13 protein-coding genes are annotated in these 18,245 nt (G+C 60.3%); 9 read left to right on the forward strand and 4 right to left on the reverse strand.

Annotated elements, in window-relative coordinates:
* Positions 1–51: 51 nt before the first annotated feature.
* Positions 52–2,781 carry an MGH1-like glycoside hydrolase domain-containing protein gene (locus NZK35_RS13070; protein WP_259632981.1) on the reverse strand — a complete coding sequence of 910 codons (2,730 nt, stop codon included), beginning with the start codon at positions 2,779–2,781 and terminating at the stop codon, positions 52–54.
* 336 nt (positions 2,782–3,117) lie between these two features.
* On the reverse strand, positions 3,118–4,314 hold the full coding sequence (locus NZK35_RS13075) for a phosphoglycerate kinase (protein WP_259632982.1): 1,197 nt from the start codon (positions 4,312–4,314) through the stop codon (positions 3,118–3,120).
* Positions 4,315–4,537: 223 nt separating this feature from the next.
* Here NZK35_RS13075 and NZK35_RS13080 point away from each other — a divergent pair, with 223 nt between their 5' ends.
* The 9 genes from NZK35_RS13080 to NZK35_RS13120 all read left to right on the forward strand — a co-directional run bounded on the left by NZK35_RS13080 (position 4,538) and on the right by NZK35_RS13120 (position 16,612).
* Complete coding sequence (locus NZK35_RS13080) at positions 4,538–5,644, forward strand: hypothetical protein (RefSeq protein ID WP_259632983.1); 1,107 nt, start codon at positions 4,538–4,540, stop codon at positions 5,642–5,644.
* Between the two features lie 92 nt (positions 5,645–5,736).
* A complete protein-coding gene (locus NZK35_RS13085) occupies positions 5,737–6,423 on the forward strand; it encodes a DUF2461 domain-containing protein (protein WP_259632984.1) in 687 nt (228 codons plus the stop codon).
* 75 nt (positions 6,424–6,498) lie between these two features.
* Entirely contained in the window at positions 6,499–7,704 is a 1,206-nt protein-coding gene (locus tag NZK35_RS13090; RefSeq protein WP_259632985.1) for a nucleoside monophosphate kinase, read from the forward strand.
* A gap of 346 nt (positions 7,705–8,050) precedes the next feature.
* Positions 8,051–9,991: a preprotein translocase subunit SecA gene (locus tag NZK35_RS13095; protein WP_259632986.1), complete on the forward strand. Its 1,941-nt coding sequence runs from the start codon at positions 8,051–8,053 to the stop codon at positions 9,989–9,991.
* A 49-nt stretch (positions 9,992–10,040) separates the two neighbouring features.
* Positions 10,041–10,973 carry an efflux RND transporter periplasmic adaptor subunit gene (locus tag NZK35_RS13100; RefSeq protein ID WP_259632987.1) on the forward strand — a complete coding sequence of 311 codons (933 nt, stop codon included), beginning with the start codon at positions 10,041–10,043 and terminating at the stop codon, positions 10,971–10,973.
* 7 nt (positions 10,974–10,980) lie between these two features.
* A complete protein-coding gene (locus tag NZK35_RS13105) occupies positions 10,981–12,891 on the forward strand; it encodes an efflux RND transporter periplasmic adaptor subunit (RefSeq protein ID WP_259632988.1) in 1,911 nt (636 codons plus the stop codon).
* A gap of 135 nt (positions 12,892–13,026) precedes the next feature.
* The gene (locus NZK35_RS13110) at positions 13,027–15,210 is read left to right on the forward strand and encodes an HlyD family efflux transporter periplasmic adaptor subunit (RefSeq protein WP_259632989.1); all 2,184 of its coding nucleotides are present in this window, start codon (positions 13,027–13,029) and stop codon (positions 15,208–15,210) included.
* A 53-nt stretch (positions 15,211–15,263) separates the two neighbouring features.
* Positions 15,264–15,788 carry a methylated-DNA--[protein]-cysteine S-methyltransferase gene (locus NZK35_RS13115; RefSeq protein ID WP_259632990.1) on the forward strand — a complete coding sequence of 175 codons (525 nt, stop codon included), beginning with the start codon at positions 15,264–15,266 and terminating at the stop codon, positions 15,786–15,788.
* Positions 15,785–16,612 carry a class I SAM-dependent methyltransferase gene (locus NZK35_RS13120; protein ID WP_259632991.1) on the forward strand — a complete coding sequence of 276 codons (828 nt, stop codon included), beginning with the start codon at positions 15,785–15,787 and terminating at the stop codon, positions 16,610–16,612. Before NZK35_RS13115 ends, NZK35_RS13120 begins: the two co-directional genes overlap by 4 nt.
* Positions 16,613–16,671: 59 nt before the next feature.
* Here the strand turns inward: NZK35_RS13120 and NZK35_RS13125 are convergent, their stop codons facing one another.
* Positions 16,672–17,127, reverse strand: coding sequence for a PH domain-containing protein (locus tag NZK35_RS13125; protein WP_259632992.1), 456 nt, complete (start codon positions 17,125–17,127; stop codon positions 16,672–16,674).
* The coding region (locus NZK35_RS13130; RefSeq protein WP_259632993.1) for a hypothetical protein at positions 17,124–18,245 on the reverse strand (1,122 nt) is incomplete at its 5' end. The genes NZK35_RS13125 and NZK35_RS13130, both read right to left, overlap by 4 nt.

Genomic DNA, 18,245 nt, shown 5'->3' on the forward strand with positions numbered 1-18,245 from the left:
CAACCGGTTGGTCGCTCGCCGGGGCGTTACACCGGGAGACGCATCCGCCGATCAGCGGACCCGCTCGCTGCCGACGTGTTTGGGCACGTCGGCTTGGCTGCGGATCATCGAAGCGACCAACGCCGTCCAGCCGGTTTGGTGGCTGGCGCCGAGCCCCTTGCCGTTGTCGGCATGAAAGTACTCGTAGAACAGAATCAAGTCTTTCCAGGCGGGGTCGTCGCGGTAGCGAGTTTCCTCGCCGTGCGCCGGCCGGGCATCGTTTTCGTCGCGTTCGAACAGCGAAATGCAGCGTCTTTCCAATTCCCGAGCAACTTCCATCAGCGTCATGCTCTGCCCGCTGCCGGTCGGGCATTCCACCCGAAACGACTCCCCGTAAAACGCGTGGTAGCGTTTGAGCGATTGGATGATCAGGTAGTTCATCGGGAACCAGATCGGCCCACGCCAGTTGCTGTTGCCGCCGAACATCCCGCTCTCACTCTCACCGGGAACGTATTGGACTTCGTGATGTTGACCGCCGAAGTCGAACACGAAGGGTTCGGCGCCGTGGGCGGCGGACATGCTGCGAATTCCGTAGGGCGAGAGGAACTCGGTTTCGTCCAGCATCACGCTCAATAGGCGTCGAAAGCGGTCTTCGCTGGGGATCGCCAACAATCGTCGCGAGACCTTCGTCTCCTCGGGATCTTCGCCCTCCATGTACGTCATGTGTTGCGTCAGGTCGGGGCGACTGTTCAAGAACCATTTCATCCGTCGCTTGAAACCGGGCAACTTGTCGATGATGTGTTCTTCCAGAATCACGCCGGTCGTCAGGGGCAACAGCCCGACGAGCGAGCGCACGCGGATCGGAATGGATTGTCCGTCGACATACAGGTGGTCGTAATAGAACCCTTCGGTCTCGTCCCAAAGTCCCGAGCCGTCCATGCTGTTCATCGCCTCGGCAATGGCGATGTAGTGTTCAAAGAACTTGCTGGCCATGTCGCCGTAGGCTTCGTTTTCATCGGCCAGCTCGATCGCCATCCGCAACATGGTCCCGCAATAGAACGCCATCCAAGCGGTCCCGTCGGCCTGTTCCAGGTGACCGCGCGGCAGCGGTTTGCTGCGGTCGAACACGCCGATGTTGTCCAGCCCGAGGAAGCCGCCGGAAAAGATGTTCTTGCCACGTGGGTCTTTGCGATTGACCCACCAGGTGAAATTCAGCAGCAGTTTTTGAAACGCGCGGGCGAGAAACAATTTGTCCCGATGGTGTGGCGGACCGCTGGCCTTGTAGACCTGCCAAACGCCCCAGGCGTGGACGGGCGGATTGACATCGTCGAGATGCCATTCGTAGGCCGGGATTTGGCCATTGGGGTGCATGTACCATTCACGCAAGAACAAGATCATCTGATCTCTGGCGAATCCATAATCCAAGTGAGCCATCGGAACCATGTGGAAGGCCAGGTCCCAGGCGGCGTACCAGGGGTACTCCCATTTGTCCGGCATCGAGATCACGTCGCGGTTGAACAGGTGACGCCACTCGCTGTTGCGTCCCTGTTTGCGTGCTTCATTGGCCGGCGGACCGTTGGGATCACCGTCCAGCCAGGTGCGAACGACGTAGTGATAGAACTGTTTCGTCCACAGCAATCCGGCATAAGCTTGGCGGATGACCGGGCGCCGGCACTCGGCGACCGAATCCGGGATGCGAGTTTTGTAAAACGCATCGGCTTCGCGCTTTCGCGTCTCAAAGATCGAATCAAAGCGTTCGCCCAATGCGGCCGCCGAGAACTTCGCGATGTCGCCGCCACAGTCTTCCTTGATGATCGGCTCGTGGGTGCCTGACAATCGCATCTTGATCGTCTTGGTCACGCCCGGCAGCACCAGATCCAGTCCGTAGGCGGCGCACTTGGTCCCGCGTTGATCCGGGTTGACGGTTTTGACTTCGCCCTTGACGACGTAGTGGTGGAACGCGTCTTTGTAGTAGTCCGATTCCGACGGCAAGTCGGGATGGCGGCTGGCATTGGTTTCGTTGTCGGTGAACAGCCACGCCCAGGTTTCCGGGGTGCCCATGCAATCGCAAGCGAACCAGAATTCGTTCAGCGATTCGTGAAAGGTTTTGACCACGTCGCCGACCAGCTTCATCGTCGGCCGGGTCGTGCAGCCTTCATCGGTGCATTGCCAGGTCCACGTGTTGCGAAAGAACAACTGGGGCAACACGTGCAGCACGGCGGGCTGCGGTCCGCGGTTGGTGATGTTCAGTCGGATCAGGATGTCATCGGGACCGGCCTTGGCGTATTCGACTTCGACATCAAAGTAGCGTGATTGGTCAAACACGCCGGTATCGATCAATTCGAATTCCGGTTCGGTGCGTTCCCGACTGCGCGAAACATCGACCAATTCGTCGTACGGATAAATCGCGTGCGGGTACTTGTACAAGCCCCGCATGTAGCTGTGCGTGGGCGTGCTATCGAGATAGTAATAGCACTCCTTGACGTCTTCGCCGTGGTTGCCTTCGGGGCCTGTCACGCCGAACAGCCGTTCCTTGAGAATCGGGTCGCGGCCGTTCCAGAGGGCGACCGAAAAACACAATCGACCTTCGCGGTCACAGATGCCCAGCAATCCGTCTTCGCCCCAGCGGTAGGCCCGACTGCGGGCATGATCGTGGGGAAAGTAGCTCCACGTCGCGTCACCGCCGTCGCTGTAATCTTCGCGAACCGTCCCCCATTGTCGCTCCGACAGGTAGGGTCCCCAGCGCTGCCAATTCTGAAGGCGTTTGGCGCTTTCGTCTAAACGTCGGTCTTCGGCAGTCATGGGCATCGGATCCGTGCGAGCGGGACTTGGTATGCAAACGGTGAAACGGTCATCAACGGAGCCGAGGGCGCTCGCAGTGTGATGGCCCGTTCCTGCCGCTCAAATCGTAGCGGATCGGCGTGAGCGGCCTGTCGATTGAAGCCCGCACGCGTCGGCAAGGGGCCACGCGGCGCCCCTCGCTAACGCGGCGCCGCTCGCTAATGCGGCGCCGCTCGCTAACGCGGCGCCGCTGACATGATCACGCTGATTTCGGAACATCGATTCAATCGACAGGCACTCAATCGACAGGCCACGAGCCTCTCCGGGCTCACGCAGCGTTTAAACGTTGACGGAATCCTAGGCTTCGTCGAGCAGGTCGACCGCGGCAAAGGACTGGCCTTCGAGCATCGCCAAGCTGGCGCCGCCGCCGGTGCTGACATGGCTGACCTGGTCGGCGAATCCCAGTTGGTCCACCGCTGCGGCACTGTCACCGCCGCCGATGATGCTGATCGAATCGCTGTCGGCGACCGCTTGGGCGACGGCTTTGGTCCCGGCGTCAAACGGCGGCTTCTCAAACACTCCCATCGGGCCGTTCCAGACGATCGTCTTGGCCGAAGCCAGGATTTTCGAGTACTGGGCGCTGGTCGCCGGTCCGATGTCCATGCCTTCAAAGCCGTCCTTGATTTCGCCCGCCGGCACGATCTCTTTGTTGCATCCCTCGGGGTCCCCGAAATCGTCGCCGCAGTGGGTGTCGACCGGCAACACCAATTTGTCGCCGCCCTTGGCGATCAGTTCCTTTGCCAGATCGACCTTGTCTTTTTCGACCAGACTGTTTCCGACCGCTTCGCCCTTGGCCAATGAAAACGTGTAAGCCATCGCGCCGCCGATCAGCACGGCATCGCAGATCCCCAGCAAGTTGTTGATCACGTTGATCTTGTCGCTGACTTTCGCGCCGCCCAAGATCGCCACAAACGGTCGTTCGGGGTTGGCGATCGCGTCGCTGAGGTATTGAATTTCTTTGGCGACCAGATGTCCGACGACCCGGGACTTGCCGGCCATCGCTTCGGGCACCGCGACCATCGAGGCGTCTTTGCGGTGACAGGTTCCGAAGGCGTCGTTGCAATAGACATCAGCCATGGCGGCGAGTTTGCCGGCAAACTCCGCGTCGCCTTTCTTTTCACCGTCGTTGAAACGCAGGTTTTCCAGCACCAGCACGTCGCCGTCGGACAGTGCGGCCGCTTTCGCTTCGGCGTCGGCCCCAACGGTGTCACTGGAAAAAGCGACGGTTTTGTCCAGTAGTTCGCCGAGACGTATGGCGACCGGGGCGAGCGAAAACTTTTCGACGTCCGACGGCTCTCCCTTGGGGCGCCCGAGGTGGCTCATCAAGATCAGCTTGCCGCCACGATCGATGACGCTCTTGATACTCGGCAAGGCCATGCGGATGCGTCGGTCGTCGGTAATCGTTTGGTTGTCATCGAGTGGGACGTTGAAGTCGACTCGCATCAGCACGGTTTTGCCTGCCACGTCAACTTGGTCAATCGTTTTCTTCGCCATCGGTCGTTCGGGTGTAAGGGGGAGAGTTACCTGCACTGCTGGATGCGATTATCGAGATCCGGTCTGCAGTGTCGAGTCCCGGCAACTTGAAGGAATCTGGGCAAGAAATCTGAAATCATGCCGCGAATTCTCGCTGGGGGCCCGGGAAAAAGCTCGGCCGGGAGGGCCCACCGGTTTTCTCTCAACTCCTTTACCGACAATCGCCGAATCCTAATCCGGTGGGATGGTGGCCGATTCGGCCGCTGACTCCGAACGCAATCCGGGGATTTTGGTGGCCAAGACGACGGGACACACGATCGCGCGCCTTCGGCACGTCTCCGCTACCCCCGCGTCGCGGCCATGCGGCCGGGCTGTGCGGTACGCCCGGGCGGTGCACTACGCCCAGTCCATGCTGGCACTGTTGGCCGTTTGCTGGGCGATTTCTGATTCGCCCTGCGCCGCGGAAGGTCCGGCGGGAAAATCCCGCTATCGCTCGGCCACCCACGCTCACTCCAGCGGGGGCGATCGCGGCGACACCAACGATGGCGAGCCGAACTCCGATCTGTTCGGGCTCCGCTCGCTATTTGGCGGAAACGAAGACGGAACCCCATCGCATCGGGATGAATTACTCGACGCCTTGCCGATGGACCGGCTGACCACGCACGCCAAGGTCAAACTGGCCGGGGTGACCGAGAAACCGACGCTGTACCGGCGTTTGCCCACCCAAGCGATTCGCTGTGACGAAGAACTGTTTCTATTTCTGACCCGAAAACCCGAGGCGATCATCGGGATTTGGGATTTGATGGGGATCACCAACGTCCAGGCGACCCGCACCGGGCCGTACCAACTCGACGCGGTCGACGGCAGCGGCACGACCTGCCAGATCGACTTGCTTTACGGCGATCGCAATCTGCACGTGTTCATGGCCGACGGGATGTACGATGGAAAATTTGTGCAGAAACCGATTCTCGGCAAGGGCGTGTTCGTCTTCAAAAGCACCTATGCCGTCGCGGCCGACGGATCGACCACCGTCACCGGCACCCTGGATTGCTACATCAAATTCGAGAGCCTGGGGGCCGACATCATCGCCCGTTCCCTGGGCGGACTGATCGGAAAATCGGCGGACCACAACTTCGTCGAAACGGCAAAGTTCATCAGCCAAATTTCTCAGGCCTGTGAAAAAAACCCCGAGGGGATGCTGGAAATGGTCGACCGCATGCCACAGATCGATGCCCAAACCAAAGCCGAATTCGCCCGCACGATCATCAGCGTCTCGCAGCGATACTTGGCAAGAACGCTGCCGACGGCCAAACTCGTGCAGGACCGTGGCATCCAAGCGACGCAGCGCTAGCGCCAACGATCGGCGGGCGACCGACCGCTGGCGTCGCAACTTCGCAGTCGACAGTCTCACGGTGCGACATCTCCTCCCTTGAGTGGTCTCCGATGAGCAAAGGCATTATTCCCAAGTCGCTGTTTGCGTTTCTGCGCAAATTGAAACAGAACAACGATCGCGACTGGTTCGCCGAGCACAAAGAGCTCTACCAGCAGAACGTGCTCGGGCCGGCCGTCGAACTGGTCGCGCGGCTGGAAAAACCGCTCGCCCGCTGCGCCCCGATGCTGCACGTGTCCCCCAAAACGCACAACGGCTCGGTGCTGCGGATTTACCGAGACACACGATTCGGCAAGGACAAAACACCCTACAAGACCAACGTCGGCATCTCGTTGCGGCACCAGGCGGGCAAAGACGTCCACGCCCCCGGCATCTACCTGCACCTGGAACCGGCGGAGTGTTTCATCGGGGCCGGCACGTGGCGGCCGGAAAGCAGCGTTCTGGCGTCCATCCGGGCCGCCATCGATGCGGACCCGAAAGCCTGGAAACGCGCCCGCGACAATCAAGCGTTTCGGGCGGATTTTGATTTTGTCGGCGAAAGTCTGAAAACGGCCCCCCGGGACTACCCCAAGGACCATCCGCTGATCGAGGACCTGCGCCGCAAGGACTTCGTCGCGATCGCGCCGCTGAGCGAGGCGGAACTGACCGGCGATGCGATCGTGGATTTGATCGTCCAGCGGGTCAAACAGGCCCGACCGCTGATGCGTTTCTTGTGCGATTCGATCGGCGTGCCGTATTGAACCGCCCGTGCTACCCTATACGCTCTCCTGAAGCCGCCGCTTCCGCCCCTCTACTCTTAAGCCCGCCTTTTTATCGTGAATCCAGCTGCTGATCCCGAACCCAAGCCGATTCCGCCGGCCGATCTTGAGGTCAAAGACGCGCAATTGATTTTCAATTCCGTCTGGAAAGAATTGGAGTTTGAAAAAGGGAAATTGAACCTCCGGTTCCCCACCGAGCTGATCTTGCTGGGGGGGGCCCCGGGTGCGGGCAAGGGCACCAACACCGACTTCATTCGGCAAGTCCGCGACATCACCGCCAAACCGATCGTCGTCAGCGAGCTGCTCAACTCACCCGACGCCAAGGCGATCAAGGCCCAGGGCGGCATGGTCGGCGACCGTGAAGTCGTCTCGCTGGTGTTCCGCAAACTGCTCGAACCGGAATTCCAAAACGGCGCGATCCTGGACGGTTTCCCCCGCACCAAGGTCCAGGTCGAATGCCTCAAGGCGCTCTACGACCGCATGAAATCACTCCGCCGCGAGTTGATCGACAATCCGAACGTCGAACACATGAAGCCGCCGGTGTTTCACATCATGGTGCTGTTTGTCGACGAATCCGAGAGCGTCAAACGCCAACTCTCGCGCGGACGGCAAGTCATCGCGCACAACGAAGAGGTCGCGCGGAGCGGGATCGGCGAGCTCTGGGAAGAACGGGCCACGGACTTCAACGAAGCCCTGGCGCGAAACCGCTATCGAGTCTTCAAAGAAAAAACCTACGACGCGCTCGTCTCGCTCAAACAGATTTTCCACTTCCACTTCATCAACGCCCAAGCCGATCTGGTCGTTGTCCAAGAAAACATCCTCAACGAACTCGAGTACCAAAGTTCACTCGAACTCGATCCGCGAACGTTCCACGCCATCGGCGACATTCCGCTGGCCAGCGACATCGTCCAACACGCCCGCCGTGATCTGGTCCGCCGTCTGGACGGCTATGAATACGACCACGGAGAGATTTTCCATGCCGTCGTCGAATTGATCGAAGCCAAATTGGTCCCGATCATCCTCCGGCACGCCATTTCCGGACGGGCCACGATCAGCAGCGAAGACCCGGTCTTGGACAACCCGCTCGCCCTGCAGATGTTGATCGACATCTTTTCCGAACGGGGCTATCACGCGATGATCGATGTCCGCCGCCGAGCGATCCCCGAACGAGTCGACTTGGAGACCGGCAGGATTTCCTGCTGCCAAAAGAAGGTCTATCGAATCGCGCTCTATTTCAAAGGCAGCGAAATCCGCCGCGGTTAGCGGAGACGTCCCCAAAGGGATCTCGGTGAGTAGCCGGCGGTATGAAAGAGGTGTACACCGCCGGAAGAACAAGTGGCGTAAGCTTCCAGCTTGCGACCCCTGCACCGCAAGGTGCACACGTCCGCACCTACTGTCCTTCGCCAGACAGCGACAGATTTGCCTCAGGCAAATTTTAGCGGTTGCATCGCGTGCCCGATCATGCTTGCCGCAACGATTCTCACGCCTGGCGACCGCTTTCCCTGCACTCTCTTGCATCGGCTCGGCAAGACGCGTGAAGTTGTCGAGGCGAAAACGTCGATTTTCATGACGTGTCTCCCTCGGTCATCTCCGCTCCGGCGCGTCGTCCATGCTTCAGTCCCATCCCACCATCACCAGCTACCGTGGCATCACCGGGCAACCGAAGCGCGGCCTGCAGTCGGTGGGAAAATCGACTCAAGACTGGATCCAGCGGGTTCGCGCCCGCGGCCGGCAACTCGCATCGCTCGACGAGCGAACATTTCGATCCTCCGCCTCACAGTGTCGCGACCGGATTCGATCTCGGGATGATGCCCTCGTCCGGGACAACGCGATCGAATCGTTTGCCTTGACCGGCGAGGCGTTGCGGCGGGCCACGGGCATGTCGTACTACGACGTCCAGCTGTGCGGCGGTTTCGTGCTGGCCGCCGGGACCATCGCCGAGATTCAAACGGGAGAAGGCAAAACGATCACGACGGCGCTGCCGACGGTACTGCATGCCTGGTCGGGGCGTGGCGTGCACGTCGCGACCACCAACGACTACCTCTCCCGCCGCGACCACGACGAACTCAAACCGGTCTATGACTTGCTCGGGTTCAGCGTCGGACTGCTGCAACCCCAAGGACCCGTCGAAGAGAAAATTGAAGCCTACGCCCGCGACATCACCTATGGCCCGGGCTATGAATTCGGATTCGATTTCCTGAAGGATCAATTGGCACTTCGTGCTCGTCACCGAACGCGACTCGGTGAACGATTCCTCCACTCACTGCAAGGGATCGACAGCCGTGAAGCGATGCCCGCCCAACGCGGACATGCGTTCGCGATCATCGACGAAGCCGATAGCGTGTTGATCGACGAAGCCACCACACCGCTGATCTTGGCCGGGGGTAAAAGCAGCGCCGCGACCTCGCCGGCCCTGTATCAATTTGCCCGCCGCATCTCAATGAACTTGAGCGAAGAGGATGACTACATCATCGACCCGATCAAACGCACAATTCGGTTGACCCCCGACGGCTGGAAACGTATTCACCAATCGTTTGATTCACGGCCGCCGGGTCAACTCGCCCGCCCCTGGAGCCAATTGGTGGAAAACGCATTGCGGGCCGAGCAGATCCTGCAATGCGACGTCGACTACGTCGTGCAAGAAGGCCAGGTCCTGATCGTCGACCAAAACACGGGCCGCATCCACGACGAACGAAAATGGAGCAGCGGGTTGCACCAGGCAGTCGAGGCCAAAGAACAAGTCGAGCTGACCGATGAAAATGAAACGCACGCCCGCATCACTCGGCAACGCTACATCGGGTTTTACGAAGGTGTCGCGGGTCTGACCGGAACCGCTTCGGACAGCGCATCGGAACTGCGAGAATTCTATCGATTGCCGGTCGTGCGGATCGAAACCAACAAGCCCTGCGTCCGTCAGCAACTTCCACTGCGATGCTTTGATTCGTGCCAGCGAAAATTCGACGCGATCGCCGATGACGCGGCAGGGCGCAGTCGCCGCGGCCAGCCGGTCTTGATCGGTACCGGGACGATTCACGAAAGCAAACTGCTGAGTCGCCGTTTGACCGAGCAAGGAATTGCGCACGTCGTTCTAAACGGCTTGCAAGATGAAGAGGAAGCGTCGATCGTCCGCCGGGCCGGCGTCTCGGGAGCCGTAACCGTCGCGACGAACATGGCCGGTCGCGGCACCGACATCAAACCCGACGCCCAAGCCTTGGCGGCCGGAGGACTGCACGTCGCGGCCGCCGCGATGCACGCCTGCCAGCGGGTCGATCGCCAACTCGCCGGCCGCGCCGCCCGCCAAGGCGACCCGGGAAGCTGCCAGTTTTATGCCGCCGCCGATGACGAAATGATTCAATCGCGCGATCCGGATTTGGCGGCGGAAATGCGTGCCTCGGCCGGACCGACCGGTGAATGTCGCAAAGACTTCTCTGTCGCGCTGCGGCGACTGCAACGACAAGCCGAAGCCGATGCGCTGGTGCAGCGGCAACGCATGGTCGCCCATGACGATTGGATGGAATCGGTGCAATCGTCGCTGGCCAGACGCGCCTGAGGAAATCGGCAACACGGCTCAAACCAAGGAGGGCACGCCGAACGTCACCATGAACATCACTGCCCCACACCTCTTCAGCGGCCTGCTGGTCGTTTGTTGTTGCGCATGTCATTTCCTGGGCGCCGACCACTGTCATGCCACGCCACCCCGCCACACCCAAATCGACGCGCCAAAGCAGATCGACACGCCGGCGGAACACCTCGACAGCTTCAGCGGATTCACCGAGCCGTTTCGCGAAATCAAACTCTGCGTCGCTGAGAGCGGCTCGGTCGACACGGTCTTGATCCATCGCGGAATGACGGTCGATGCGCGGCAGTTGCTGATGACGCTCGACTGCGACGTGTTACAGGCGAACCGAAACGTTGCCGCCGCCAAGGCCGAATCCACATCACGAATCGATGCCCTGACCATCGAATCCGATTTGAAGCAACAGCGCTATGAAAAACTTCAACAACTGCTCGACGATGGTGCGGGCAGTGTCGAAGAGGTTCGCCGCGCGAAAGCCGATGCGTCGGTGGCCATGTTAGAGGTCGAAGCGGCGCGGCAAGAGATGCGGCTGAGAAAACTGGAATTGCGTGAAATCGAAGCTCGCATCGAGCAACGACGGGTCTACAGCCCGATCTCCGGCGTGATCACCGACGTGACGAAGCAGCCTGGAGAGTACGTGTCACAGCAAGAACCACATGTCGCCACCGTTGTGCAACTGGATCGATTGCGTGTCACGCTGTTTGTGCCAACCTCGGTCGCCGGTTGGCTGGATTCAATGACAGAGGTTGACCTGTGGCTGACGGAATCCGATCAACGTTGCGTCGGTCGCATCGACTATGTCGGTGTCGTGACCGAAGCGGACAGCGGACGAGTGCGTGTCGACCTGCTGATCGACAACCCGAATCGTCACTATCGAAGTGGAGTGCGCTGTCAATTGAGGACCACCCGCGAGAGGATTCGCCCGGCAACGCTGACGCCCACACCAAGGGACTAGCACAGCGATGGACCAACTGCGAAGCGACACCGCGCAGATGCCCCTGGCGATCGGCCGGACCATTCGGCCCCGCCACGACGAAGGTGCCGATGCCCCACAACAGCTGCACTGGATCGCGGACCTCCAGACGCGACTGATGGGGTTGCTGTCGCGCGGCCAGAACCTTCATCGGACCATCGCCGACGCGCTGCGTCTGCAGGCGGAGCGCCCCGCGGTACGGGGCGTTCTGCTGGTGCGACGTGCCAACAACGGCGTTCTTTCGATTGCCTCGCATACGCTGGATGCGGCGAAACACGACGTCCACAAACTCCAGGCGTGGTTGTTGCCAAGGGCGACCGAATCGCTGGCCGAGGGGCGACCGGTGATCGCGTCAAGCGTCGACGACCGGTTGGAATGCATCGCGTTGGCCACGAGGTCGTTGGAATTTGCCGCCGTCGTGACCGTCGTGGAATGGCCGATCGGCAATGCACAGCGGGCGATCGAGTTGAGTGTCGCCCAGACCGTCCTGAGCTTCCTTCAATACGCATCACAGCAACAGCGACTTGAGGAATCGGCCGGCCAAACACGGATGGCCGCGGCGACGCTCGAACTGGTTCAGCGCATTCAAGACGCGGAAACGATTGATCAGGCATGCCTGGTCACCGCGGCACAGCTGCAAAAACACCTTGCATGCGACCAGGTATTCGTCGGCTCGGTCGGGCGGCGACGGAGCCGCGATGCGGCGGGTGCCTGCCACGTCAGGGCGGCGTCCAAGTTGCCGACGATCGACCCCTATTGCGAAACCACGCTCAACATGAAAGCAGTCTTGGATGAAGCGGTCGGACGCGGAACGATCGGCTCCTGGCCGCCGTTGCCCGGATTCCGGACGCATCAATTGTTGGCCCACAAACAGTTTGCCGGTCGCGATTCTTTGGTGATCACGGTCCCCTTGAAAGACCGCGAAGGACAAATCATCGGAGCGTTGGCAGCCACCGGCCGACGTGAATTAGCCACCGTTCCGGAATTCACGCGTTTTCTTTCGGCCATCGAACAACCCGTGGGAGAGGCGTTGAGTGTTGTCGCGCGACATCAAGGTAGCGCCGCCGGCCGGATGCTTCGCGGCGTGATTGCGAAACAACATCGCGCGAAGCAGATCGTCGCGTTGCTCGTCATGCTTGCCGCCGGCATCATGCTGGCCTGTCCCTGGCCGTATTCGATTCGATGCCAAAGCGTGACCGAACCGGTTGAACGCCGATTCTGCGTCGCGCCGCATGACGGATTGCTGGAAACCACCTTGGCCGAACCGGGCGACGTGGTGCGTGCGGGACAGTGTCTTGCAAACCTGGACGGCAGCGAGATCTTGTGGGAACTGGCCGGCGTGACGGCGGAACACTCGCGGGCCGAAGCGCAACGGGACTCGCACCAAGCCCGCTACGAAACACCGCAAGCGGTGATGGCCGACTTGCAAGCCCGAGCCTTGGCGAACAAGAAAGAACTCTTGCGGTTCCGGCAATCGAATCTTCAAGTCCGCAGCCCGATCGACGGCATCGTCCTGTCGGGAAGTCTGGATCGGCGAGAAAACTATCCGGTGACCAAGGGACAAGTGTTGTATGAGGTCGCACCACTGGAGCGTCTGCGTGTCGAGGTGGCGGTCCCCGCCGAAGAGGTCACGCACGTCGAAGTCGGTGACCGCGTGACGCTGTTTCTGGACGGCATGGGAAGCAAGACCGCGGAAGGAACGATCGACAAGATCCGCCCCCGCGCCGAAGTGCGGGATCAACGCAACGTCTTCGTCGCCGAAGTGATCCTGGGAAATTCCGATCGAACCCTGCGTCCCGGCATGCAAGGAACCGCAAAGGTCAGCACCGATTCAAAACGCATCGCATGGATTTTGTTTCATCACGCCGCGGAGAAAGCCAGGGCGGCCTGGTTTTTCTGAAGCGCGGGAGGATGTCTCAAATCTCAAATCTCAAATCTCAAATCTCAAATCTCAAATCTCAAAACCTGAAACCTGAAACCTGAAACCTGAAACCTGAAACTTGAAACTTGAAACTTGAAACTTGAAACTTGAAACTTGAAACTTGAAACTTCTCTCCCCCCCGCCCCGCACCACACCGTCGACGTCCTTGGGACCTACCCCTCGGTTCGCGATGACGTGCGTGTCTCGGTCCAGGTTTATGGTGGGCGGACGTGTTATCTGATCGAAGACGTGTTGTGCAGCAAGTTCTATCGACTCGGACTTGCCGAATACACGTTCGTTTCGTTGTTGGATGGTCAAACGACGATCGCCGACGCGATAGGCCAGACGGCCGAGATCTGCGGCAGCGATGGTCTGGACGAACGCGAAGTCGCCACGCTTTGCAAGTGGCTGCTGGAATGTTCCATCATCACGACCGAACAGTCGCGTTCCGAGAATCGGCTGGAGGAGGGGCGTGTCAAACAGCAGACGCGCAGACTGCTGGGCAGCGTCAATCCGATGATCCAGAAGATTCCGCTGTTCAATCCGATGCCGGTTTTGCGTCATCTGGATCCGTTGGCCAAACTTTTTTTCGGCGTCTGGGGGTGGGTGATCTGGATTCTTGTGGTCGGCCGCGCGGCGTTTGCACTGTGGGGATCGTGGGACGAGTTCTCTGGCGCCGGGGTCCACGTCCTGGCGCGGGAGAACTGGTTGGTGCTGTTGGCGACCTGGTTGGGGTTGAAGCTGATTCACGAGGCCGGTCACGCGTTGGCCTGTCGTCGATTCGGAGGCCATGTCCGCGAGTCGGGGATCGTGCTGATTCTCTTTGCACCGATGCCCTATGTCGATGTGACCAGCGGCTGGAGAATCGACGGCAAGTGGCAGCGGGTTTTGATTTCGGCGGCGGGAATGTACGCCGAAATCTTCTGTGCGGCGATCGCGGCGTTGGTGTGGACATCCAGCTTCGATCCGTTGGTCCGTCAGCATGCGATGAATGTAATTGTGACCGCATCGGTGATGACGCTGTTGGTCAACGCGAACCCGTTAATGCGTTTCGACGGGTACTACATGATGACCGACGCCCTGGAATTGCCCAACCTGGCGACGCATGGACGGCAGTGGCTGGCCACTGCGACGCGTCGCTATTTGCTTGGAATGGATGTCCGCAGTCCCGATCGAAGCGAGGGCAGTGCGGCGGTCGTGGTCACGTATGCCATCGCATCGCTGCTGTGGCGCTGGCTCGTCTGTCTCTCACTGCTCCTCTCGGCCGAAGTGTTGATGCACGGGGTGGGAAAAGCGATCGCGATCGTCGCAATCGGATTGTGGGCGGGATTGCCGTGTTACCGCTGGATCCTCATGATCATGAAAAACCGCTCGGTGCGTTATCGCCGCATGGCGTGTCTCACCGCGGTTGCCACCGGAACCTGCTGGATGTGCTGGTCGGTCGTGCCGTGGTACTCGCGTGGAACCGTACCGCTGGTCGTCGACTACCACCGTCCGTACGAAGTACGAATCGGCGCGGATGGATTCTTGGACCAACTTTCGGTTTCAGTCGGAGACGTTGTCTCGCGCGGACAGATCCTGGCTCGGCTGAGCAATCGCGAACTGGAGCTGGAGTACCGCGATGTGTTGTTGGATCTGGAAACATCCGATGCACGCTATCGAAGCTTTCTCAGTGCCGAATCGATCGCCGCGGCAGGTGTGGAGCAGAAGGTGCAAGCGGCGCTGCGAAGCCGATTGGTACAACTGCAACGACAACTCGCCGGGCTGGTCGTTTGCTCGCCGGCGGACGGTGTGATTGCGCAGTGTGATGTGGAATCGTGTTTGGGGACGTACATCCACCGGGGCGAACGTTTGTTGGTGATCGGATCCCATGGAAGCGAAAAAATGCTGGGGCTCGTCGATCAAGCCGATGTCGACGCATTTCGGCGTGCCCAAGCTCAACGTGTCGATGTCCGCTTGTGGGGCATGGGCGAGCGACCGATCGCGGGCCGAATCGATCGCGTGTTGCCGCGGGCCGAACTGTCGCTGCCGCACGCCGCCCTGGGGGCTGATGCCGGAGGCCCGTTACCGGTTCGACCGAACCCGCAGGCGACTGGTGATTCGGATGCGATGGAGTTGATCGCTCCCAGGTTTCCGGTGCTGATCGATCTGGTCGGCGGCGAAACCGACCGCGTGATGCCCGGACAAACCGGCTACGCGCGGCTGGTTTATCGCGACGGCACCCTGGGACGAGCCGTCCGGGATTCGTTGACCGACTGGATTGAAGACAAACGGGCGATGTTGAGAATGCATCGTTAGCGTATAACAGGGCATCGCGCAAACTCCGCCCCCTTCGACTCGGTTCACCCGCCATGAACTTGACGACCGCTCAATTGACCGCGCAGACCGGCGTGGAACGGGATCATTGGACCGCGTTGGGGACCATGGTTTCGACGTGGACCGCGGCGGGACTTTATTCGTTGCGTTGGCAAGAACGCCCAGGCCTTCATCAGGGGCCAGGCGCCGATGACGGGCCAGGCGACGTTGACGCTCGCGTGGAAGATTTGGATCAACGGTTGCGCGAGTACTTCACGACCGGCCACGCAGATTTCGATGCCATCGAGGTGGACACACAGGGCTGGACGCCGTTTACCAAACAGGTCTATCGGTGTTGTCGAGCGATCGCACCGGGCACGACGATCACCTACCAGGAACTGGCGCGGCGGGCGGGCAACAAGGCAGCCAGCCGCGCGGTCGGGGCGGCGATGGCACGCAACCGCATTCTGTTGGTCATCCCCTGTCACCGAGTGGTCAGCACCGGGGGTGGCTTACGAGGCTTCAGCGCGCCGGGCGGGCTGCAGACCAAACAGTTTCTCTTGGACTTGGAAACAGAATGAGCGAAACGCGGTTCGCGTTCGGCGAAAACTGGACGTCGTTTCTAAACCATCTGGACGAAGATCGCATCGACCAGGCATGCCGTTCGTTGACCGGACTGCTGTGTCTTGATGACGCCGCCGGACGTCCGCTGGAAGGTCAACGATTCCTGGATCTCGGCAGCGGCAGCGGACTGTTTTCCCTAGCCGCCTCTCGTTTGGGGGCGGAGGTCGTGTCGATCGACTTTGATCATCACAGTGTCGCCTGCACGGAACAACTCCGGCAGCGTGAATCGACGGACCCGACGAAGTGGGAAATTCTTCAGGGGTCCGCGTTGGATGAATCGCTGATGGAATCGCTGGGACCATTTGATGTCGTCTACAGCTGGGGTGTGCTCCATCACACCGGGCGAATGGATCGCGCGATCGAACTGGCAGCGGCGCGGGTGGCGGTCGGTGGACGATTTGCGATCGCGATCTATAACGACCAGGGCGGCGGCAGTCGGCGTTGGCTAAAGATCAAGCAGATCTACCATCGATTGCCGAAGTGGGCGCGCCCCGTTTGGGTCACGGCGGTAGCGTCGTGGTACGAATTCAAATTCGCACTGGCCCGGCTGGTCGGCGGTCGCAACCCGCTGCCTTTCGCCGACTGGCGGAAAAAGCGAACCGATCGCGGCATGTCGGCGTGGCACGATTGGGTCGACTGGATCGGCGGGCTGCCCTTTGAAGTTGCCAAACCTGAAGCCATCATCGTGCCGTTGGTCGCCAAGCATTTCCAGCTGATCAACCTGACCACCGTCGGCAACGGCTGGGGCTGCAACGAATACGTCTTCAAAAAAGTGGCGTAAGCTTTCGGCTTGCGAATTCCAGGCTGAACGCAAGCTGGAAGCTTACGCCACTTGGTCGCTTAGGCCACTTGCTTGACCGCTTCGGTCAGTTCTTCGATGAACCGTTCCCGATCGACCGGCGACACGAGATAGAAGCGCGAGGCGGTGCTGATTTTGACCCGCCGCACCGACAGTGCCGGTCCACTCAACCAGCTGCTGCTCGGCTCGATCGCCTTGACCTGATGCAGTGGGACGCGTTGAAACAGGATGCCGCAACGGATCGACAACGTGTCCGGCAGGATGGTGTATCGACAAGGGACGGTGAACATGCCCGTGACCAGCAGGGTCCCGGCTCCGGCCAGCAGGCAAATCAGGGCGTCCTGCTGCCGGCCCTGTTGCAACAGCAGGGCCGTCAAGCCGACACAAATCAGCGGCCCCAGCATCAGCAGGACCGCGATCCACCAATCCACGGCTGAAACATAGACGGATTGACGTGGCATCGTCGTGGCGTGGCCGGGTGCCGCGTCATCGGTCATGGAGCTGACTCGTTCGGGTCGATGGGATCACCGGGTGGCAATTCGTCTTCGTCCGTGGCTGCTTCATTCAAGGCCTCTTCCTCCTCCTTCATCACCTGGACGGCTTCTGCCATGGCGGCGGCAAAGTCGACGATTTCGTCACGTTGCGCCCGGGTCACACTCAGATTTCGAAAGATATCGGTTTCGTTCTTTTTTAGCTGCCCCTCGTCCACCGTCAATGTGATTCCGATCGCGGACAGATAATCACTCTCGTCGCAGGTCGGACAATCGGCGAGTCTCAGTTCGACATAGGCGGCATCGGAATCCGATGCGATTTGCAGCTTCTTCAGTGCGTCAAAGTTTCCGTTGCGGATCTGCATCCAGGCCGGGTCGGTGGTGGAAACGGGCAGCACGGCCAACTCTTCGGTCTCGTCATTCCATCGGTAACAGTGTTCGCAAAAGGGTCGATTGCCATAGGCGGCCATTCCCGAAACGTAGGCGGTTCCGAAGATCAGTGCAGCTTCCAGCACCCAGATCGCGACCGCTCCCCAGCCGGAAAGCGCCCCCGCGCCGCCCCCGCCCATCGCCCAAATGCCCTCGGCAAAGATGCCTTTCATCCAGCCCAAAATCACGATCGGGTCAAAGCCTTGGATCATCAATGGGACGAAGTCACCGCCGAGTTCGCCGGGGCCGATCACCAACGCCGGGTGCACCGCCCATGAACTGTAGTAACCGATCGCGGTGAATCCGATCACGGTCAGGAACACCATCAGCCGACTGCGATACTTCAACTTGAAGCACAGCGAACCGGCGATCAGACCGAATCCGCCGCCGACAAAAAAGGTGACCAGCCCACGAAGCTTGATGAACGGAAGGTAGACGACGGCCGCCGAGTAGATCGCGCCAAACAGAATCCCCAACGGAATCAGCACCACGGCCGCGATCACCAAACTGACCGGCGAGACCTTGCCGCTGTGCCGATAGAGCGTCGGAGCCGACGCGATCGTCGAGCCAGGAGGATCGGAAAATGTTTCACTCATCTCATCCGCCTTCGTGTTGTTTCCGTGAACAGTGAAACGGCCACTGAGAATCAGCTGCCGAATGGCGCGGGCATAACCGTTGGTGTCTAGCCTTGAGGC

Source organism: Stieleria sedimenti (assembly GCF_025060895.1).
Lineage (GTDB): Bacteria > Planctomycetota > Planctomycetia > Pirellulales > Pirellulaceae > Stieleria > Stieleria sedimenti.